Origin of the sequence: Lacrimispora struthionigena, assembly GCF_048627165.1 — a bacterium.
GTDB lineage: Bacteria > Bacillota > Clostridia > Lachnospirales > Lachnospiraceae > Lacrimispora.
This window is the reverse complement of the sequence record NZ_JBMBWP010000002.1, coordinates 500726-522523: the sequence shown is the minus strand read 5'-3', so window position 1 is coordinate 522523 and position 21798 is coordinate 500726. Positions and strand designations below refer to the sequence as shown.

The 21798-nt window shown below is 42.6% G+C and carries 18 protein-coding genes; 16 read left to right on the top strand and 2 right to left on the bottom strand.

Going from position 1 to position 21798, the window contains the following annotated elements; translation table 11 throughout:
- Positions 1–2 precede the first annotated feature (2 nt).
- The 12 genes from ACOAOT_RS11350 (at position 3) to ACOAOT_RS11295 (ending at position 15090) form a co-directional block, all read left to right on the top strand.
- On the top strand, positions 3–311 hold the full coding sequence (locus ACOAOT_RS11350; protein ID WP_420217059.1) for a DUF6637 family protein: 309 nt from the start codon (positions 3–5) through the stop codon (positions 309–311).
- A gap of 4 nt (positions 312–315) precedes the next feature.
- Entirely contained in the window at positions 316–1293 is a 978-nt protein-coding gene (locus ACOAOT_RS11345; protein WP_420217058.1) for a biotin--[acetyl-CoA-carboxylase] ligase, read from the top strand.
- Positions 1293–2387, top strand: a complete 1095-nt coding sequence (mutY, locus tag ACOAOT_RS11340) for an A/G-specific adenine glycosylase (RefSeq protein WP_420217057.1) — start codon at positions 1293–1295, stop codon at positions 2385–2387. The genes ACOAOT_RS11345 and mutY overlap by 1 nt, the downstream gene beginning before the upstream one ends.
- 5 nt (positions 2388–2392) lie before the next feature.
- Positions 2393–3289 carry a diacylglycerol/lipid kinase family protein gene (locus ACOAOT_RS11335; RefSeq protein ID WP_420217056.1) on the top strand — a complete coding sequence of 299 codons (897 nt, stop codon included), beginning with the start codon at positions 2393–2395 and terminating at the stop codon, positions 3287–3289.
- 111 nt (positions 3290–3400) lie between these two features.
- A complete protein-coding gene (gene rpoD, locus ACOAOT_RS11330; RefSeq protein ID WP_420217055.1) occupies positions 3401–4543 on the top strand; it encodes an RNA polymerase sigma factor RpoD in 1143 nt (380 codons plus the stop codon).
- Between the two features lie 74 nt (positions 4544–4617).
- The gene (locus ACOAOT_RS11325; RefSeq protein ID WP_420217054.1) at positions 4618–5253 is read left to right on the top strand and encodes an epoxyqueuosine reductase QueH; all 636 of its coding nucleotides are present in this window, start codon (positions 4618–4620) and stop codon (positions 5251–5253) included.
- 120 nt (positions 5254–5373) lie between these two features.
- Entirely contained in the window at positions 5374–5640 is a 267-nt protein-coding gene (locus tag ACOAOT_RS11320; protein WP_349667399.1) for an HPr family phosphocarrier protein, read from the top strand.
- A 445-nt stretch (positions 5641–6085) separates the two neighbouring features.
- Positions 6086–10645 (top strand): glutamate synthase large subunit, encoded by a 4560-nt coding sequence (gene gltB, locus ACOAOT_RS11315; RefSeq protein ID WP_420217053.1) that lies wholly within the window; start codon positions 6086–6088, stop codon positions 10643–10645.
- A gap of 12 nt (positions 10646–10657) precedes the next feature.
- Complete coding sequence (locus tag ACOAOT_RS11310) at positions 10658–12145, top strand: glutamate synthase subunit beta (RefSeq protein ID WP_420217052.1); 1488 nt, start codon at positions 10658–10660, stop codon at positions 12143–12145.
- A 23-nt stretch (positions 12146–12168) separates the two neighbouring features.
- On the top strand, positions 12169–12324 hold the full coding sequence (locus ACOAOT_RS11305; protein ID WP_420217051.1) for a 4Fe-4S binding protein: 156 nt from the start codon (positions 12169–12171) through the stop codon (positions 12322–12324).
- Positions 12325–12576: 252 nt separating this feature from the next.
- Complete coding sequence (locus ACOAOT_RS11300) at positions 12577–14244, top strand: 2-oxoacid:acceptor oxidoreductase subunit alpha (RefSeq protein WP_420217050.1); 1668 nt, start codon at positions 12577–12579, stop codon at positions 14242–14244.
- The gene (locus tag ACOAOT_RS11295) at positions 14245–15090 is read left to right on the top strand and encodes a 2-oxoacid:ferredoxin oxidoreductase subunit beta (RefSeq protein ID WP_420217049.1); all 846 of its coding nucleotides are present in this window, start codon (positions 14245–14247) and stop codon (positions 15088–15090) included. It abuts the gene before it with no gap.
- A 65-nt stretch (positions 15091–15155) separates the two neighbouring features.
- Here the strand turns inward: ACOAOT_RS11295 and ACOAOT_RS11290 are convergent, their stop codons facing one another.
- Together ACOAOT_RS11290 and ychF are read right to left on the bottom strand one after the other, a co-directional pair.
- A complete protein-coding gene (locus tag ACOAOT_RS11290; RefSeq protein ID WP_420219415.1) occupies positions 15156–15809 on the bottom strand; it encodes a formate/nitrite transporter family protein in 654 nt (217 codons plus the stop codon).
- 152 nt (positions 15810–15961) lie between these two features.
- On the bottom strand, positions 15962–17059 hold the full coding sequence (ychF, locus tag ACOAOT_RS11285) for a redox-regulated ATPase YchF (RefSeq protein WP_420217048.1): 1098 nt from the start codon (positions 17057–17059) through the stop codon (positions 15962–15964).
- A 206-nt stretch (positions 17060–17265) separates the two neighbouring features.
- Here ychF and lgt point away from each other — a divergent pair, with 206 nt between their 5' ends.
- The 4 genes from lgt to ACOAOT_RS11265 all read left to right on the top strand — a co-directional run bounded on the left by lgt (position 17266) and on the right by ACOAOT_RS11265 (position 21798).
- Positions 17266–18144 (top strand): prolipoprotein diacylglyceryl transferase, encoded by an 879-nt coding sequence (lgt, locus tag ACOAOT_RS11280; protein WP_420217047.1) that lies wholly within the window; start codon positions 17266–17268, stop codon positions 18142–18144.
- Between the two features lies 1 nt (position 18145).
- Positions 18146–18298: a Spo0E family sporulation regulatory protein-aspartic acid phosphatase gene (locus tag ACOAOT_RS11275; protein WP_170313481.1), complete on the top strand. Its 153-nt coding sequence runs from the start codon at positions 18146–18148 to the stop codon at positions 18296–18298.
- 117 nt (positions 18299–18415) lie between these two features.
- Positions 18416–20182, top strand: a complete 1767-nt coding sequence (locus ACOAOT_RS11270; RefSeq protein WP_420217046.1) for a sensor histidine kinase — start codon at positions 18416–18418, stop codon at positions 20180–20182.
- 11 nt (positions 20183–20193) lie between these two features.
- Positions 20194–21798 (top strand): response regulator transcription factor, encoded by a 1605-nt coding sequence (locus tag ACOAOT_RS11265; RefSeq protein ID WP_420217045.1) that lies wholly within the window; start codon positions 20194–20196, stop codon positions 21796–21798.

Below are 21798 nucleotides of genomic sequence, written 5' to 3'. Positions count from 1 at the left end.
AGATGTATTTACAGGAACGAGGAAAAAATTTGAGAAATGCTTCCATGATGGTGGATCTTGTACACATTGTGGTAGGAATCTTAATTGTGGTACTGGCGGTTATTTCTTTTTTGAATCCGGAAGACAATATGCTGATGTTCCCGGTCATATTTTTTCTGGCAGGAGCTTTGAACTTTATAAACGGAATTTACAGAATCAGGCTCAGCGGCAGGGAAAAAAGGAAAAAAGCGGCTGGCATCGCCTCCATAATTGCAGGGTGTCTGCTGTTTGCCCTTGCAGTGATCAGTGCAGTAAGCATCTGGTGGGGGTGATTAATTGAAAACCGAGATTTTAAAACTTTTAAAGGAAAGTGACGAATATATCTCAGGTCAGGAAATATGCCAGCGCTTTCATGTTTCCAGGACGGCTGTATGGAAGGTGATCCGTCAGCTTCAGGAAGAAGGATATCAAATCGAAGCAGTGCGAAATAAAGGATACCATTTACTCGAATCCTGTGATATAATGACGAAAACGGAGATAGAAAGCTGCATCAGAGGTCAATTTGGCCGGGTTGTGGATTTTCATGAATCCATTGACTCTACCAATCTAAGAGCCAGGCGTCTGGCAGAGGAAGGTGCAGGCAGCGGGACTCTTGTGGCTGCAGATGCCCAGGAAGCAGGGAGAGGCAGAAGAGGCAGAAGCTGGGTATCTCCTCCGGGAAAGAATATATTTATGAGTCTGATATTAAGACCCGATATTCTTCCCACAAAAGCTTCCATGCTGACTCTTGTAGCTGCATTGGCTGTTCGAGACGGTATTGAGTCCGTAACCGGACTTTCTCCTGTAATCAAGTGGCCCAACGACATTGTTTCAAATGGAAAAAAACTCTGTGGTATCTTAACTGAGATGAGTGCGGAGCTGGAAGGAATCCATTACGTGGTAGTTGGAATTGGAATCAATGTGAACCTGGAAGAGTTTCCCCAGGAAGTCCATGACATGGCAACCTCCCTGCTTCTTGAAACAGGAGGGAAAGTGGTCAGAAGTCAGCTGATTGCAGCAGTTTTAGAAGCATTTGAGCATTATTATGAAGAATTTATCAGCCAGGGTGATTTATCCCGGCTGATAAGTGTCTATAATAAGAATATGGTCAATGCAGGAAAGGAAGTAAGAATTCTTGAACCATCCGGTGAATACAAAGGGAGAGCTTTGGGAATTAATGAAAAAGGAGAACTCCTTGTAGAGATGCCAGATGGAGAGGTCAGACATGTGATTTCAGGTGAAGTGTCTGTCCGGGGAATTTATGGATATGTATAATGAATCATTCCCTCTATGATAAATTACAGGTTTTAGAGCCGGCTGGTCAGGCTATGGATAAGGAAGAACGTCTGAGTGCAGCCGGCCGTCCCCTGTTAAGCTGGTATCACCAAAACAGAAGGATTCTTCCATGGCGGGAAAATCCAGAACCATATCGTGTCTGGATATCGGAGATCATGCTTCAGCAGACAAGAGTGGAAGCCGTGAAGCCGTATTTCGACCGTTTTATGGAAGCGTTACCCGGAGTGGAAGCGCTGGGGGAAGTGTCAGAAGACCGTCTTCTAAAGCTTTGGGAAGGTTTGGGCTATTACAGCAGGGCAAGGAATTTAAAAAAAGCGGCTGAGCTTCTTGTAGAGAAGTACGGAGGAAAGCTTCCGTCATCCTATGAGGAGCTTAAAGCACTTCCGGGGATTGGTTCCTATACAGCCGGAGCCATTGCCTCCATCGCTTTTCAGATCCCGGTTCCAGCCGTAGATGGCAATGTACTTCGAGTCATATCAAGGCTGACCGGAAGTATGGAGGATATTACAAAGCAGTCTGTAAAAAAGGATATGGAAGAGCTGATAAAAGGCGTTATGCCAAGAGAAGACCCAGGATCCTATAATCAGGCGCTTATTGAGGTTGGAGCCATTGTATGTGTGCCCAATGGCGCTCCCCTTTGCGGCAGTTGTCCTCTTTTTTCCTTATGCGTAGCCAGGCAGAAGGATCTTACAGGAGTCATACCTGTAAAAGCTCCTAAAAAGGAACGAAGAACAGAGCATAGAACCATTCTTATTCTGACGAAGGACGAACGCGTGGCGATCCGCAAAAGAGATGACACAGGACTTCTGGCTTCATTATATGAGCTGCCGGGACTTGAAGGAAGGATTCCCCAGGAACAGATAAAGGATATTCTTGGCGTGAAAGAGGCAAAGATTACACCTCTTCCTGAGGCAAAGCATATTTTCAGCCATGTGGAATGGCATATGACTGGTTATCGGGTGGAACTGACTGAAGTACCAAAAGGTGACTATCTGTGGGTCACTCCCGAAGAAATAAAAAAAACTTATTCCCTGCCTGGGGCATTCAAGGCGTATACAAAGTTAATTAGGTGATAATAATGAAGAAGATGCTTTTTATATTTAATCCGCGTTCCGGAAAAGGTCAGATCAGAAATAAGCTGGTGGATATTCTGGATATTTTTACGAAAGCCGGTTATGAACTGACAGTTCATGTAACACAGCGTCAGGGAGATGCCAGGGAAGCAGCTTACCGCTATGGGAAAAACAAAGATCTGGTGGTATGCAGCGGTGGAGATGGTACTTTAAACGAGACCATCAGTGGCCTTATGAAGCTGCCTCAGTATCCGGAGCTTGGCTATATTCCTGCAGGCTCCACCAATGATTTTGCCTCAAGTTTAAAGATCTCCAAGGATATGCTAAAAGCAGCGGATGCTGCTGTTTGTGGACAATCCTTTCCCATTGATATCGGTGGCTTTTGTGAAGATCAGTATTTTATTTACATCGCTGCGTTTGGAGCCTTTACAGAGGTGTCCTATCTGACTCCCCAGGATAAGAAAAATGTTCTGGGTCATCAGGCTTATATGCTGGAAGGAATGAAGAGCCTGACCTCTATTAAATCCTACTCCATGCGGGTTGAATGTGATGAGCTTACGCTGGAAGGAGAATTCATTTTTGGCATGATTACCAATACCATCAGTGTAGGAGGCTTTAAAGGTCTTGTCACTCAGGATGTGGCTCTTGACGATGGTGAATTTGAAGTTCTTTTAATACGGTCACCTAAAACTGCTCTTGATTTTACCAATATCATAAATTATATGTTTTTAAAAGAAGAACCCAACGAATATGTCCATAAATTTCGGACACGGTCCTTGAAACTCATCTCCGATGAACCGATAGACTGGGTGCTTGACGGAGAATTCGGGGGTGCGAAAAGAGAAGTCTCTATCACAAACCTGGAAAAGAAAATCCATATTATGAGAAAACAGACGAAATAACAATAAAACTGCTTGTTTCGGAAGAAATATGTTGAAATATGGGGTCTGGTAGTATATAATGAAAAGTTGTGTGGGCTTTATGTATACTTCTTAGCGAAAGGACGTTATTAAGTGGAAAAAGATAATTTTTTAGATAAGCTGGGTAAACTAGTCGAACTTGCAAAAACAAAGCATAATGCTTTGGACGTTACAGAGATTAATAACTTCTTTATAGGAGAAGAACTGACTGCAGAGCAGATGGATCAGATTTATACGTACCTGGAGAATCGCGGCGTTGACGTGATCCCGGTCATGGATGATTCCACTTTAACTGATGATGTGCTCATGTCAGAAGATCTCCTCCTTGATGATGATCTTGATGACGGTTTTATTAAAGATGTAGATGAAGAAGATATTGATTTAGACGCCATTGATTTATTGGAAGGCATCGGCACAGAAGACCCTGTCCGCATGTATTTAAAAGAAATCGGCACTGTACCGCTCTTAAACGCAGAGGAAGAACTGCGTCTTGCCAAGAGAAAAGCGGATGGTGACGGTGATGCCAAGGAACGTCTGATTGAGGCCAATCTGCGTCTTGTTGTCAGCATTGCGAAGCGTTACACAGGCCGTGGTATGAGTTTCCTTGATCTGGTACAGGAGGGGAATTTAGGTCTGATTAAAGGTGTTGAAAAATTTGATTATACCAAAGGCTATAAATTAAGTACATATGCTACTTGGTGGATTCGTCAGTCTGTAACCCGTGCTTTGGCAGATCAGGCAAGAACAATCCGTGTTCCTGTGCATATGGTAGAGACGATTAATAAGATGTCCAAGATGCAGAGAAAATTAACCCTGGAACTGGGATATGAGCCTTCTGTTGCAGAACTTGCAGAAGCGCTTGATATGTCTGAGGACAAGGTTATGGAGATCATGCAGATTGCCAGAGAGCCGGCATCCTTAGAGACTCCCATTGGTGAGGAAGATGATTCTAATTTAGGCGATTTTGTGGCTGATAATAATGTGGTAACACCGGAAGGCAATGTTGAGTCTGTCATGTTAAGAGAACATATCGACGCGCTTTTAGGTGATTTGAAGGAAAGAGAACGTCAGGTAATTGTATTGAGGTTCGGTTTGGAAGACGGACATCCGCGCACATTGGAAGAAGTGGGAAAAGAATTTAATGTTACCCGCGAACGCATCAGGCAGATTGAGGCGAAAGCACTTAGAAAGCTGAGAAACCCAGTTCGCAGCAAGCGAATCAGAGATTTCTTATAAGACAAATAAAAGGCGCGGCTGGTATCTATCTGCGCCTTTTTGTCATTTCTGAAGACGGCAGGGAGGAAGACATCATGAACCCAAGAAATTATCAGAAGGAATTGGATCAGATTATTGAAGAAATAAAAGTACAGAATAAAGTTCCCAGGCTTCTGATACATAGCTGCTGCGCTCCATGCAGCAGTTATGTACTGGAGTATTTGTCCCAATATTTTGAAATTACTGTTTATTTTTACAATCCCAATATATATCCTCCACTGGAATATATGAGACGTGTGGAGGAACAGGACCGGCTGATTCAGGAGATGAATTTTGCTCATCCGGTTACCTTACAGACTGGCGCGTATGAACCTCAGGAGTTTTACCGGATTGTGGAAGGTCTTGAGAAAGAGCCTGAGGGTGGTTTACGGTGCTTTCGATGTTATGAACTCCGTCTTCAGGAGGCCGCCAAAATCGCCCAGGCGGGCAAATTTGATTACTTTACAACTACCTTGTCCATCAGCCCTCTTAAAAATGCAGATAAGCTGAATGAAATAGGTGAAAAGCTGGGGAGAGAATACCGGGTGGCTTATCTTCCTTCTGATTTTAAAAAGAAAAACGGGTATAAACGCTCTGTGGAACTGTCAAAGGAGCATGATCTTTACAGGCAGGACTACTGTGGCTGTGTGTTTTCACAAAGAGAGAGACAGACAAAAGAATCTTCCTGCTGACTGTGACCTTACTTTGGAAATATCTCAAAGACATGGTGTGTTTGGCTTGACACAAAATGGATATTGTAATAAAATTAACAGCGTGGAGTATAAAAATTTGAGGATAAAGGAGTGAATTATATGTTAACAAAATCACTGACTGTTGTAAATCCATCCGGACTTCATTTAAGACCGGCAGGCGTTCTGTCTCAGACAGCTATGAAATTTAAATCTGATATAATTATTGAATACGGAGAGAAGAGGATTGTTGCCAAGAGCGTATTAAACGTAATGGCAGCCGGAATCAAATGCGGCGCTATGATCAATGTGATCTGCGACGGCGAGGACGAAGAGGCGGCAATGAAAACCATGACCGAAGCAATTGAGAGCGGTCTTGGCGAGATGTAATCCGTATCTGTTTATCGTATAAAATTCAACAGTGAAAGGCCCTGGATCGATGCTGATTCCGGGTCTTTTTTTATTTGCAGTAATTTATATATTGTTTCTATGATCCCTGGAACTATTATAAAAATAAAGGTTATTAAGGTAATTTCCAGTTGGATGCTTAATGAAAAAAATATACACTTAATAATAATAAGCTAAGACTTAAATAAATTAGAAATTTATACCACTCGAGGAAAAATCAACACGAATTGTATTATAACAATAAAATATTTTGTCGTATAATTTAAAAATACAGATAATTTATTTTTTAATTATTTAAAGTCTAATTATCTGACAATTTAAAAATAAAACACATTTACAAAGTGCGAAAAATGTAGTATTATCAACTAAAATTACTGTTACACTTTAGCACCTCAAAGCAGAGGAGCAGTCAGGAAAGGAAGAGATTATGGATAAGAGTTTACAATCCCCTAATAAAACAGGTACTCCGGGACTATATGATCCCCGCTTCGAGCATGATAACTGCGGTATCGGTGCAGTGGCAAATATGAAAGGGATAAAGACCCATAAGACAGTGGAGCAAGCTCTTCATATCGTGGAAAATTTAGAACACAGGGCAGGAAAAGATGCAGATGGCAAGACTGGAGACGGTGTTGGTATTATGCTTCAGATCTCTCACAAATTCTTTAAGAAAGTGACCAAACCATTAAACATCGGGATTGGTGAAGAGAGAGAATACGGTGTGGGCATGTTTTTCTTCCCCCAGGATGAGCTTGCCAGAAACCAGGCAAAGAAGATGTTTGAAATTATTGTACAGAAGGAAGGTCTTGAATTTCTGGGCTGGAGAGATGTACCCATTCATCCGGAACTGATTGGTGCCAAAGCAGTGGAGCGTATGCCTTATATCGCTCAGGCTTTTATTAAAAAGCCTGCTGACGTGAAGAAAGGTCTGGATTTTGACCGGAAACTTTATGTATCCAGACGAATTTTTGAACAGAGCAATGATAATACCTATGTAGTTTCTTTAAGCAGCAGGACCATTGTTTATAAAGGAATGTTTCTTGTAAAGGAATTAAGACAGTTCTTTACAGATCTTCAGGATAAAGATTATGAATCAGCGATTGCAGTGGTTCATTCCCGCTTCAGTACCAATACCAATCCAAGCTGGATGAGAGCTCATCCAAACCGTCTCATCGTACATAACGGCGAGATCAACACCATTCGCGGTAATGTGGATAAGATGATGGCAAGGGAAGAAAACATGGAATCTGAGTATTTCAGCAGTGATATGCATAAGGTTCTTCCTATTATTAATCAGGAAGGCTCTGACTCCGCCATGCTTGACAATGCCCTGGAATTTATGATGATGAGCGGCATGGACTTACCTCTGGCAGTGATGGTAACCATTCCTGCACCATGGGAGCATGATAAATCCATGCCTCAGGAGATCCGTGACTTCTATCGTTACTATGCAACGATGATGGAACCATGGGATGGTCCGGCTTCCATCGTGTTCAGTGACGGTGATTTGGTAGGAGCTGTGTTAGACCGTAATGGTCTCAGACCTTCCAGATATTATATAACCGATGATGATCATATGATTCTGGCATCTGAGGTAGGCGCAATTGATATCGAGCAGAGTCATGTGGTGAAAAAAGAACGCCTTCGCCCAGGTAAGATGCTTTTAATTGATACGGTAAAGGGATGCCTGATTACCGATGAAGAATTAAAAGAAACTTATGCCCAGAGAAAGCCTTACGGTGAATGGCTGGATTCCAACTTAATTGAATTAAAGGACCTCCCTATCCCCAATAAAGGCGTTCCTGCCATGACCAGGGCGGATCGCGCTAAAATGCAGAAAACCTATGGTTATACGTACGAAGAATATAAAACCATGATTTTGCCAATGGCCTTAAATGGAGCGGAAGCAGTTTCAGCCATGGGTGCAGACAGTCCTCTTGCAGTATTAAGCAAGAAGCATCAGCCACTTTTTAACTACTTTAAGCAGCTGTTTGCCCAGGTAACCAATCCCCCCATTGACTCCATTCGTGAGGAGATCGTAACTTCCACTACGGTTTATGTGGGTGAAGAGGGCAATATTCTAAAAGAAGAAGCAGAAAACTGCAAGATCTTAAAAGTGAATAATCCCATTCTTACCTGTACGGATCTACTGAAGATCAAACATATGAAGAGACCGGGATTTAAGGTAGAAGTGATTCCCATTACCTATTATAAGAACACTTCACTGGAAAAAGCCATTGACAGACTGTTCTTAGAGGCAGACAGAGCTCATCGGGATGGCGCTAATATCATTATTTTATCAGACCGTGATATTGATGAAAACCATGTGCCGATTCCCTCTTTACTGGCAGTTTCTGCACTTCAGCAGCATCTGGTAAAGACCAAGAAAAGAACTTCAGTTGCCCTTATATTAGAGAGTGGAGAGCCAAGGGAAGTTCACCATTTTGCAACATTATTAGGATATGGAGCCTGCGCAATCAATCCGTACCTGGCTCAGGAATCCATTCATAATCTAATTGAAAATGGCATGCTTGATAAGGACTATTACGCAGCTGTGGAGGATTATAACTCTGCCGTTTTACATGGCATTGTAAAGATTGCCTCTAAAATGGGTATTTCCACCGTGCAGTCCTATCAGGGAGCGCAGATCTTTGAAGCCATTGGTATTTCAAAGAAAGTGGTCGATACGTATTTTACCGATACAGTAAGCCGGGTGGAAGGCATCAACTTAGAGGATATTGCCAATGACGTGGATACACTTCACTCCGCAGCATTTGATCCCCTTGGTCTTGATGTGGACTTAACCTTGGACAGCGTGGGAAGTCATAAGGAAAGAGCAGGACAGGAAGAGCACCTTTACAATCCACGTACCATTCATCTCCTGCAGCAGGCCACCAGAACAGGCAGTTATGAGACATTTAAGGAGTACACACACGCGTTAACCCAGGAAGGCCAGATGGTCAATTTAAGAAGTCTCTTAGACTTCGATTACGCAAAGACCAAAGAAGTTCCGGTTGAAGAAGTGGAAAGTGTAGAATCCATTGTAAAACGTTTTAAGACAGGTGCCATGTCCTATGGCTCCATTTCACAGGAAGCTCACGAGGCTCTTGCCATCGCAATGAACCGGATTCACGGAAAATCAAACAGCGGTGAGGGCGGCGAAAGCCTGGAGCGTCTGACAACAGGACCAGATGGAGTTAACCGTTGTTCTGCTATTAAACAGGTTGCTTCCGGTCGTTTTGGCGTGACTTCCAGATATTTAGTCAGTGCAAAAGAGATTCAGATTAAAATGGCACAGGGCGCAAAGCCAGGAGAGGGCGGACAGCTCCCAGGACAGAAAGTATATCCATGGGTGGCCAAAACAAGACATTCCACAACTGGTGTGGGATTAATCTCGCCACCACCTCATCATGATATTTATTCCATCGAGGATCTTGCCCAGCTGATTTACGATTTGAAAAATTCCAATACCAGTGCCAGAATTTCCGTTAAGCTGGTTTCTGAAGCGGGAGTGGGAACGGTAGCTGCCGGTGTTGCCAAAGCGGGTGCCCAGGTTATTTTAATCTCCTCATTTGACGGTGGAACCGGTGCAGCACCAAGAAACTCCATCTATAATGCAGGACTTCCATGGGAACTTGGTGTGGCGGAAGCTCATCAGACCCTGATTATGAACGGGCTTCGTGATAAAGTAATTCTGGAAACAGACGGAAAACTGATGACTGGACGGGATGTGGCCATTGCCTGTATGCTTGGAGCTGAGGAATTCGGCTTTGCAACAGCGCCTCTTGTAACCCTGGGCTGTGTTATGATGAGAGTCTGCAACTTAGATACATGCCCGGTTGGAGTTGCCACTCAAAATCCGGAACTTCGCAAGCGCTTTAAGGGAAAACCGGAATATGTTGTGAATTTCATGTACTTTATTGCAAGAGAGCTTCGGGAATATATGGCAAAGCTTGGAGTCCGCACAGTGGATGAGCTGGTTGGAAGAACCGATCTCTTGAAGAAAAAAGATCAGATATCCAATGAAAGAGCAAAGAAAGTAGATTTCTCTGCAATTTTAGGCAACCCATATGTGGGCGGAAAAGTAGCAGGCTATGACAAAAAGCAGGTTTATGACTTCGAGCTGGATAAAACCATTGACGAGAAGATTATTTTAAAGAAATTAAGGCAGGCCCTCACTGCCGGTCAGAAGAAGGGACTTCAGATTGATGTTTCCAATACCGACCGTGCACTGGGAACCATATTCGGGTCAGAGATAACCAGACTGTATCCGGAAGGACTGGCAGAGGATACCTTTACCATCAGCTGTACAGGAAGCGGCGGTCAGAGCTTCGGCGCATTTATTCCAAGGGGTCTGACACTGGAGCTGATCGGTGACAGCAACGATTACTTTGGCAAGGGACTTTCCGGCGGAAAGCTGGTGGTTTATCCTCCTCAGGGAATTAAATTTAAACCGGAAGAAAATATTGTCATCGGTAATGTGGCTCTTTACGGAGCAACCAGCGGAAAAGCCTTTATCTGCGGCGTAGCAGGAGAACGGTTCTGTGTTAGAAACTCCGGCGCAACAGCAGTGGTAGAAGGTGTTGGTGACCACGGATGTGAATACATGACAGGCGGCCGCGTGGTGGTACTTGGATCAACAGGCAAGAACTTTGCGGCAGGTATGAGCGGCGGAATCGCTTACGTATTAGATGAAAAGAGAGATTTATACAAACGCCTCAATAAGGAAATGGTTTCTTTTGAAGAAGTTACCAACAAATACGATGTTTTGGAATTAAAGGATATGATCAAGGAACATGTGGCTTATACCAACTCCGCAAAGGGCAAGGAAATCCTCGACAACTTTGGAGAATATCTGCCTAAATTCAAGAAAATCATGCCTCATGACTACAGACGCATGATGAATACCATTGTTCAGATGGAAGAAAAGGGTTTAAGCAGCGAGCAGGCACAGATTGAAGCATTTTATGCCAATACAAAGAAGTAAGGAGGAGCGAAAATGGGTAAGCCAACAGGATTTTTAGAATATAAAAGAGAAACAGGAAGAACGGTAGATCCCAAGACCCGTTTGAAAAATTATAACGAGTTCCATCTGCCCCTTTCTGAAAAAGAACAAAAATGCCAGGGTGCGCGGTGTATGGACTGCGGTGTACCATTTTGCCAGTCAGGAGTTATTTTAAATGGAATGGTTTCTGGCTGCCCCTTAAACAATTTAATACCGGAATGGAATGATCTTGTCTATTCCGGTACCTGGCAGCAGGCATATAACCGTTTGAAAAAAACCAACAGCTTTCCGGAATTTACTGCACGGGTCTGTCCGGCGCCCTGTGAAGCGGCATGTACCTGCGGATTAAACGGTGATCCGGTTGCGATTAAGGAAAATGAGTATGCCATTGTTGAACGTGCCTATGCTTCCGGAATTGCAGGACCAAGACCTCCTAAAATCCGTACTGGAAAGAAGGTTGCAGTCATTGGATCCGGTCCTGCCGGTCTGGCTGCTGCAGATCAGTTGAATAAACGGGGACACAGCGTAACTGTCCTGGAACGGGAAGACCGTGCAGGCGGACTTCTGATGTATGGAATTCCCAATATGAAGCTGGAAAAGCATGTGATTGACCGGAAGGTTGAGATCATGAAAGAAGAGGGAATCGAGTTTCTTACCAATGCTGATGTTGGAAAGAATCAGAAGGCGAAAGACCTTTTAAAGGAGTATGACCGCATTATTCTTGCCTGCGGAGCATCAAATCCCAGAGATTTAAATGTTCCCGGAAGAGATGCACAGGGAATCTATTTTGCAGTTGATTTCTTAAAATCCACAACAAAAAGCCTGTTAAATTCTGACCTGCAGGATAATCAGTATATATCTGCAAAGGGAAAACATGTGATTGTAATCGGGGGCGGAGATACAGGGAATGACTGTGTCGGTACGTCACTACGCCATGGATGTGCCTCAGTGACTCAGCTTGAGATGATGCCAAAGCTTCCTGAAGCAAGGACAGAGGATAACTCCTGGCCGGAATGGCCAAAAGTGCTGAAAACTGATTACGGTCAGGAAGAGGCAATCTCTGTGTTTGGCAAAGACCCAAGAGTATATCAGACGACTGTGAAGGAATTCATAAAAGATAAATCCGGCAAGCTGGTAAAAGCAGTTTTAATGAGCCTTGAGCCGAAAAAGGATGAGAAAACCGGAAGGATGAGCATGGAGCCGGTGGCAGGCAGCGAAAAAGAAGTTCCTGCGGATTTAGTTCTTATAGCAGCCGGTTTCTTAGGCGCCCAGAATTATGTTGCAGATGCGTTCGGTGTGAAGTTAAACGGCAGAAGTAATGTTGAAACTGAAGAGGGCAGATACAAAACCAACGTGGATAAGGTTTTTGTGGCAGGAGATATGCACAGAGGCCAGTCCCTTGTGGTTTGGGCAATCAGAGAAGGCCGTGAAGTAGCGAAAGAAGTAGATATCAGCCTTATGGGCTATACAAATCTGGTATAATTAAGAAGGAAGAGAGACAGTATTTGCCTCTCTTCCTTTTTTGTGTAGCATGGTGTGGGTGCATATGTCCATTTGGTGCTTTGCAAGATCAACTACCCAGTAAGGGCGAAGAACCAATTCTCATGCAGAAAAAACGGATAAATTATTTTATTTCCAATTATTGGGTATGGGTTTCATAGCGTAGTAATATTTTATCATATAGAAAACACGGAGGTTTTCTGAAGAATAAAGGGGGTCAAATTTTAGAGGGTCATATCTGGCGGATCATTATATGAATTGAATATTTATTAATCTGTTAATTTCAAATCAATTCGCTGTAATAATTAAATATTTAACAATAAAATATAAAAATTTTAAAAACAACACGATAAATATTGAAAATAATGACATTATAAGTTATAATTAGTCAAAATTTAAAAGGAGGAAAACCTATGTATAATATTCTGATTGGTGGAGCTGCCGGTCAAGGCATCGATACCACAGTCTCAATTTTAGAAAAACTGCTGAAACATTCCGGCTATTATATCTATACAACCAGAGATTTCATGTCACGGGTGCGGGGAGGTCATAACTTTTCTCTTCTGCGTTTTGGGACGGAGGTCATTACCTCCCACAGTTACCGTTTGGATGGAATCATTGCATTGAATGAGGAGACCATTGATTTACATAAGCATGAATTAAAGGAAGAAGGATTTATCTTATGCGACAGTAGTTTTGATTATCCGGATACAGACTTAAGAGTCATGAAACTTCCCATGAACAAAATTGCAAAAGAACTTGGGAATGGGAAAGCCTCTGCAAGTGTGGCAGTAGGAGCTATATTGAAGCTTTTCGGTGAGCCATTTACATATGTTGAGGAAATCATGGCTGATGTCATGAAGAAGGAAATTCTTGAGGTTAATTTAAATGCAGCCAAAGCAGGATACGCAGCCGTGGAAGCAAAATTTAACCATCTGGAAGGCGTATATAAAGATTACATGCTTATTTCAGGCAGTGAGGCCTTAGGGCTTGGAGCAGTGGCCGGAGGACTTAAATTCTATTCTGCCTATCCTATGTCTCCATCTACGGCAGTTTTGGAATATCTGGCCTCTGTAGGACACAAGGCAGGAATCGTGGTGGAACAGGCAGAAGATGAGATTGCTGCAGTTAACATGGCACTGGGTGCTTCCTTTGCCGGCGCAAGAGCTATGACAGGAACCAGCGGAGGCGGCTTCTGCTTAAAGGTGGAGGCGCTGGGATTTTCCGGTATTGCAGAGATTCCTCTTGTAGCCGTAGATGTGCAAAGGCCTGGTCCGGCGACCGGCCTGCCCACCCGCACAGAGCAAAGTGACTTAAAATTTGTTATTTCCGCATCCCAGGGAGAGTTCCCCAGACTTGTAATAGCGTTAAGAAATCAGGAGGATGCTTTTTACCAGACATTCCGGGCTCTTAATCTGGCAGAAAAATACCAGATCCCTGTTATACTGCTCAGTGACCAGTATCTTGGAGATTCAACAGCCTGCGTGAAGCCCTTTGACATATCGGGATTGAAACAGGTCAGCCATGCAACGGAGGCAGAAGGAGAGTATCTGCGTTACCGGATCACGGAAGATGGAATCTCCCCCAGACTGATTCCTGGACTTACAGATCATATTGTTGCTGCTGACAGTGATGAACATGATGAAAGAGGATGGATCACGGAATCTGCAGAGGTCAGAATCCAGATGGTGGATAAGCGGATGAGAAAATTAGAGGGTCTGATAGAAGAACTGTCAGAACCAGAGTTTGTGGGAGAGGAGCACTGCGATACACTGTTACTTGGCTGGGGTTCTGCTTACGGCCCCATCAAAGAGGCGGTCTCTCTTCTTAATAAAAATGGGAAAGGAAGCTATGGAGCCCTGGTGTTTGGAGATATTTATCCCCTTCCTCAGGAGAAATTAAAATTTTATGCAGAAGGCAGGACGTTAATCAACGTAGAACAAAATGCCACAGGCCAGCTGGCTTCCCTGATCAGAGAGCAGACAGGAATTGAGTGCCATAAGAGTATTTTAAAATATGACGGCAGGCAGATATCAGGTGAAGAAATTACAAAAAAAGTGCTGGAAGGAGGTTTAAGGTAGATGGATAAATTCAAAACTTATGAAACAGCATGGTGTCCGGGGTGTGGAAACTTTTCCATTTTAAACAGCCTGAAAACAGCGCTGGAGGAACTGGGCATTGAACCAAATAAAGTATTAATGGTGGGAGGAATCGGCCAGGCGGCGAAGACGCCCCAGTATTTAAACACCAACAGCTTCTGCGGGCTTCATGGAAGGGCGCTTCCGGCCGCAGTTGCTGCTAAAATCGCCAATGAGGAGCTTACTGTTATAGTGAATTCCGGAGACGGTGACTCTTACGGCGAAGGAGGCAACCATTTTATTCACAATATAAGAAGAAATGTAAATATTGCTCATTTTGTTCATGACAATCAGATCTATGGTCTGACCAAAGGGCAGGCATCACCCACCAGCGGGGAAGGTTTTGTTACACCAGTTCAGACCGATGGTAACTTAAATACCCCTTTAAATCCAGTACTTCTGGCAATTGCTTCAGGTGCAGGATTTGTAGCCAGGGGCTTTAGCGGTGATTCTAAACAGCTGGTAAGTATTATGAAGGAGGCAATCCTTTATCCCGGATATGCTTTCGTGGATATTCTTCAGCCATGTATCACCTTCAATAAAGTAAATACCTTTGCTTACTACAAAAATATGGCAGCACCCCTTGGAGATGACTATGACCCCACCAATCGGCTGGAAGCCATCAGAATGTCAATGGAAGTAAGTGAAAAAATCCCAACCGGCATTCTGTATCGGGAAGATAAGCTGGATTTTCACAGGAAGAACGGAATTTTAAATGACGGCACTCCTCTGATAAGACGAGAAACACAAGATCAGGTTCTTAAGGATCTGATTGGCAGCTTTATATAATAAAACAAGGGCAGAAATCCATACAATTGGGATTTCTGCCCTTGTTTCTATGGGAATCATACCTGTCAGGAATGTGCAGGTGATCCCTCTTCTTTTAAATATTTCTTTGCCATGGGAATCAGACAGCCGCCTGTTAAGTTCCCGGCAGATATCACCAGAATATATAAGAATGCCTTGGCACTCCAGGCACCTGCCATGGTGAAATAAAACATATCTGCAATACTGTGTTCATATCCGGAAAGGATGAATACCATGACTGGAAGAACCAGAGCAAAATATTTCCCAACTCCATCCTTAATGGTTTGAAAACCGATGACTGCAATGCACATCATCACGCCGCAAAAAATGGCCATGATAAAGGTGCTGAATAAGGTGTCTGAAAGCTTCAAGCTGACAATATCTGCAGCGTGGGCTGTTAACTTGGAGAGTTTTGTATGTCTGAATATGGTTCCCATCCCTGTGGTTCCCACAAAGTTACCTATGTATACCAGGAGAACGGTCAGAAGATAGGAAGGTTTTTCATCCACAATATAGCATACCTTGCCTGTAAATAGATGGAAGCCAAAGGTGTATATGGTAAATAACCCGATGGTAAATAAGAAAGAACCTGCAATATGGTTCTCCAGGGTTAAATAAATAATGCCCCCCGTGCTGATAGCGATCCCTGCAATTACTGCTTTAATTAATGTTTTCATCTGTGCGGTAACTCCCTTTTGTATTCTGTTGTGTTTCGTTTTCTGTCTGTCATTTCAGAGCCATGTCATATTATAACATAAGAAAAAGAGTTTACAAGAGCAATTAACATTTTGACAAAATTTATCAGAATTTGCATAAAAAAACCGCCGGTTTCATGCCGGCGGCAGTAACATATTTATACATTGAAACGGAATAAAATTACATCTCCGTCTTTTACCACGTATTCTTTTCCTTCCAATCGTACCAGACCTTTTTCTTTTGCAGCGGGATAGGTTTTGCAATCCAGCAGATCCTGATAATTAACAACTTCAGCGCGGATAAATCCCCGTTCAAAATCGGAGTGGATCTTTCCAGCTGCGCCAGGTGCCTTAGTACCTTCTTTTATGGTCCAGGCTCTGGTTTCGGTAGGGCCGGCTGTTAAATAGCTGATTAAGCCCAGTAATTGGTAGCTGGCAGCAATCAGTTTCTCAAGACCTGATTCAGTCAGTCCAAGATCTTCTAAGAACATCTTTTTTTCGTCTTCTTCCAGCTCTGCGATTTCCTGTTCAATCTGAGCACAGATGACAAAAACTTCACTGTTGTTTTCTTTTGCAAAGGAACGGACTTTTTCCACATAAGCATTGGAAGCACCGTCATCGGCAAGGTCATCTTCGCATACGTTAGCGGCGAAAATTACCGGCTTATAAGTAAGAAGATTAAGACTGTTGATAAATGCAGCTTCTTCCTCATCCTCTGTTTCCAAGCTTCTGGCAAGGTTACCGTCTTCCAGGTGGGCTTTGATTTTCTTTAAGATGGTTAATTCTTTGGCCAGTGATTTATCATTCATTGCACCCTTTGTGGATTTGGCAATTCTGCGGTCAAGGATGTCCAGATCAGAGAAAATCAGCTCTAAATCAATGGTCTCAATATCCCGGAGCGGATCTACGCTTCCGTCTACGTGAATGACATTGGGGTCTTCAAAGCAGCGTACCACATGGACAATGGCATCAACTTCACGGATGTTGGAAAGAAACTGGTTACCAAGTCCTTCTCCTTTGGATGCTCCTTTTACAAGGCCTGCGATGTCTACGAATTCGATGACTGCAGGTGTGATTTTAGCGGAATCATACAATGCGGCCAGCTGTCCTAAACGTACATCCGGAACAGGAACAACTCCTACGTTTGGATCAATGGTACAGAAAGGATAGTTGGCAGATTCTGCCCCAGCCTTTGTGAGCGAATTAAACAAAGTACTTTTCCCTACGTTCGGCAAGCCGACAATACCTAATTTCATATCAAATACCTTCCTAATATTGTTTATATTCATGGTTGATTTTTATCTACAACTAATATAGAATATCATATTATCCACGAAATTAAAAGAGAAAAACAAAAAGAACAAAGGGCTTGTCGAAATATAGTTGAATATGTCGGGCGATAATGTTTGATTTTTGTGTTTTAGCGGGGTAAAATAAAGAAAACATCGAAAGGAGAAGACGAATGGCAAATACGGCAGATATTAGTTTTGTGCATTTGGGAATCACCATTGACCATTTGCAAAACAGTATCTCGATATTTGGATTCCGAATTGCATTTTACGGTATTATCATAGGAATTGGAATCTTGGCAGGTCTTTGGGTCGCGACGAGCGATGCAAAACGCAGAGGGCAGGACCCGGATATTTATCTGGATTTTGCATTGTATGCAATCATTATTTCTATTATGGGGGCCCGTATCTATTATGTGGTTTTTGACTGGGACACTTATAAAGATGATCTGCTTCAGATCTTCAATACCAGAGCAGGAGGGCTGGCAATCTACGGTGGCGTCATAGGAGCTGTCATTACCCTCACGGTTTACACCAGAGTGAAGAAACTTTCCTTCTTTTCTTTGGCGGACACTGGTTGCTTGGGATTAATTACCGGGCAAATTATAGGAAGATGGGGAAACTTCTTTAATTGCGAGGCGTTCGGCGGATATACAGACGGCCTGTTTGCTATGAGAATCAGAAGGGCGCTTGTTAATGAGAATATGATATCTAAGGAGCTTTTAAGCCACTTAATTGTAAAAGACGGTGTGGAATTTATTCAGGTTCATCCCACATTTCTTTATGAATCAATGTGGAATTTATGCGTTTTGATTTTTATGCTTTGGTATCGGAAACGCAAAAAGTTCGATGGTGAAATGCTTCTTATCTACCTGCTGGGCTATGGATTGGGACGAGTATGGATCGAAGGACTCCGTACGGATCAGCTGATCTTCTTTAGTACTGGCATACCGGTGTCTCAGGCGCTGTCATTGATTTTGGTAGTGATATCTACTCTTGTGCTCTTCTGCAAACACAGACAGATACGAATAAAGAGCAAAGGAGAATCATGAAATGATAATGTCAAAAGAAGAGTTAATTCAGAATATTGAAGTTGCAAGGGAAAGATTAAATACAAGTATTGATCACGAGGATGGCGAAGTGATTTATCTTAGAAGCGTGGAGTTGGATAAATTAATTGAACAATATATCGAAGCAGGATATTGAAGAACGAATAGAATGCAATTGTTTTAAATCGAGTTTTTTTGGAGAACAGAATGTGTAGAGATACATATCCTGTTCTTTTTTGGCTTATTACTTTTCGTTAATTTAATGAGGTGGATTATGAAAAACAGGCTTAAAAGCGTTATTCGACATTTGTTTCATTCAGGCACCATATTTACCCAGCTTGTTACATTTACAGCTGTTGTAAGTATCGTCCCCATCCTTTTTATCAGTTCTCTGATGCTTCGAAAGATCAGCCATATGATAACAGAGGAACTGATTGCCTCACATAACCAGCTGGTTGCCCAGTATACAACGTCTCTTGAGAGTAAATTAAATCAGTATCAGTACAGTTTGAAGCAGCTGTCCAATAATACCATTGTTTTAAATACCCTACAGGGGAGAAGCGGGGAGAAAAACCCCTACGTCATGGGGAATGATGTCAGTATTGAGGTGAATAAATCCTTTCATCTGGACGGATATGAAGTCCGGAATTGCATGATTTATTCAAATAATCTGGATAATAAAATTTATGGAACCAGAGTTGCCATGATTACAGAGGCCAGCAGGGAGATCTGGTATATAAGCAAGGAAGCAGCCAACCAGTATTATTTTATTTATGCCACTGGAGACGGTAAGAAAAGCAAGGTACTGTCTCTGATTAAAAATATTGTAGATGTAGATGTGAACAATTATGAGAGCAAATACGTGGGATTTGTAAAACTGGACTTGTATACGAAAAAGTTGTTTGAACCAGCAATCGGAGAAGATTATTCTTATGCCTATGACGTGATTGTGCTGGATCGGAAAAATCAGATTGTATATTCTTCTAATCCATCGTACAATGACATCATAGAGGAACAATCCTTTGAAGAGCTGAAACAGAAGGGGAATTATGGCAAGAATACCATGATCGGTACCAGTACAGAGGAGTATTACGGGCTGAAGCTGATTTTTCTCTTTAACAACAGCCAGCTGGATCACAAACGGCAGGAAATACAAAACTCCATATTGCCGGTACTGGTGCTGGTTATGGTGATTATTGCACTGACCGCTTTTTTATTTACCAGAAGCTTTGCAAAACGTGTATCACGATTAATTGATAAGATAAAAATTGCGGAAACCGGGGATCTTACCATTAATGAGGAGATTAAGGGCAGTGACGAGATTGCAGTCCTTGATAAGCAGTTTAATCAGATGCTTTTAAAACTGGACCGTCTGATTAAGAAAAATTACGTTCAGCAGCTGGAAAACAAGGAAAGCCAGGTGCGTAATCTTCAGCTGCAGATTAATCCTCATTTTTTATACAATACTCTGGAGACCATCAGTTCCATCGCTGCTGTAAACGGAGTTTTTCTTATCTGTGATCTTTGCGAAAAGCTGGGTGAGAATTTCCGTTACAGTCTGGGCAGAAATTACGGGGAATTTGTTACTGTGGAACAGGAGCTTTCCCATACTCAGAATTATATTTATATACAAAAAACCCGTTTTGGAAATAAATTCGAAGCGTATTACAATGTGGAACCGGGACTGGAGAAAAATCTGGTTTTAAGGTTTATTTTGCAACCCATTGTGGAAAATGCCATAGTTCATGGTCTGAGTGTGATGGAACAGACAGGAACTTTGGAAATCTCCATTTACCAGGAAGATGACTATCTGATGATTAAGATTGCAGATGATGGAATCGGCATGTCGGAAGAGCTGGTGGAGGAGATCAGGGATCACATTGAAATCAGGGGCGATGAGGAGAGGAAAAAGCAGAGTATCGGGATACAGAATGTAAATCAAAGAATTAAGCTTACTTATGGTGAGGAATATGGAATCACCATTGAAAGCGGGGAGAATAAGGGCAGCATTTTCACCATATGTCTGCCTTTCATGCAATAGGAGGGGCATAAATGGATAAAAGGGTTTTAATTGTAGACGATGAAGACTTAATCAGACAGGGGATGATTGCCAGACTTCAGTATTTGAATCTGAAGCCTGTGCAATTGTATGAGGCGGAAAGCGGACTTGCGGCAATTGAAATACTTAAAAATCAACCAGTGGATATTGTTATTACAGATATCCGTATGGCGGATATGGATGGTCTGACCCTGATTCGAAGGGTGAAATCATTTTTACCTGATATCCATTTTATTATTATAAGCGGCTACGCGGAATTCGAATATGCGGAACAGGCGATCCGGCTGGGGGTGACAGCTTATCTTTTAAAGCCAATATCCAATGAGGCATTAAAAAAAGCGGTAGAAGAAGTGGCAGAACGGATTGATGAAAAGAAGAAGGAAAGGCAGATGATACAAAAGGGCATACGCTCTATGGAGGAGAACCGGACTTATCTGTTTGAAAAGACAGTGAATGATCTGCTTTTAAACCAGGAAGCCATTGGCGCAGGCAATTCCCAGGAAACAGCAGTGTTTCAGAAGTTTCCTCTTCTTAACCGTTATGTGATGGTGATGATAATTCACATTGACGGAGACAGCTATGACCATAGTTATTTTGAATGTAAAGACATTGATTTAATCCAGTTTTCTATTAAAAATGTATTTATGGAGATTTCTTCCCCTTGCGGGAAGCTGATCGTAAGCAATCTGGGCAATAGCAACCAGCTTTACGGGTTAACCAGTCATGAAAATAAAAATCAGCTTCGCCTGGAAACAGAACGGCTCCTTACCATATTTTCTAATGTGATGCGTAAAAAGCTTCGGATTTCTCTTACGGTTGGTGTCAGCACGGCTCTTTTGGAAACAGTGAAAAACGGGGTGGAAGAGGCGAGAGAAAGCCTGGCCCAAAGAGTCATTCACGGAAATTCCAATCTGTATTTTTATGATGATATCAGGGTTTTGTCTGCAGACCAGTTTCCTGTATCGGAACTGAACATGCTGCGCCGGTATATTGAGCGTCATGATCCAGAGCATATTGAAGTGATGATCCAGGATATATTTTCAGATGAGAACATAAAGAAATACAATACTTCTTATGTGCGGATTCTATGGACCAGAATTACAAACATGATATTGAGTCTTTCTAATTCGGCAGCCATGGATCCGGATAAGATAGAAAAGCTGGTAATGAAGCCGGAACTGTTTGCTTCCTTTCGCTCATTAGAGGATTTACGAAGACATCTTTACCTGCTCATCATGGACTGTATGAATGCAGATGCCGACCCGGATGGCAATGCAAAAAACAAGGTGAAATTAAGCATTAAATACATCAGGGATAATTACAACAGGGATATTTCGGTCAATGAACTGGCTGAAAAGTATTCCTTAAGTCCCAATTACTATTCCACCATATTTAAGCGGGAGACCGGGCAGACCACCGTTAATTACATTAAGGAGCTGCGTTTAAATAAAGCCTGTGATTATCTAGTGAATACGGGAAAAAGTATCGCTGATATATCCAAAGAGGTGGGCTATGAGGACAGCCAGTATTTCTTTCGTGTCTTTAAAAAGACTACTGGCCTGACTCCTTTGGAGTACCGCAAAGCCCACCGCAGATAA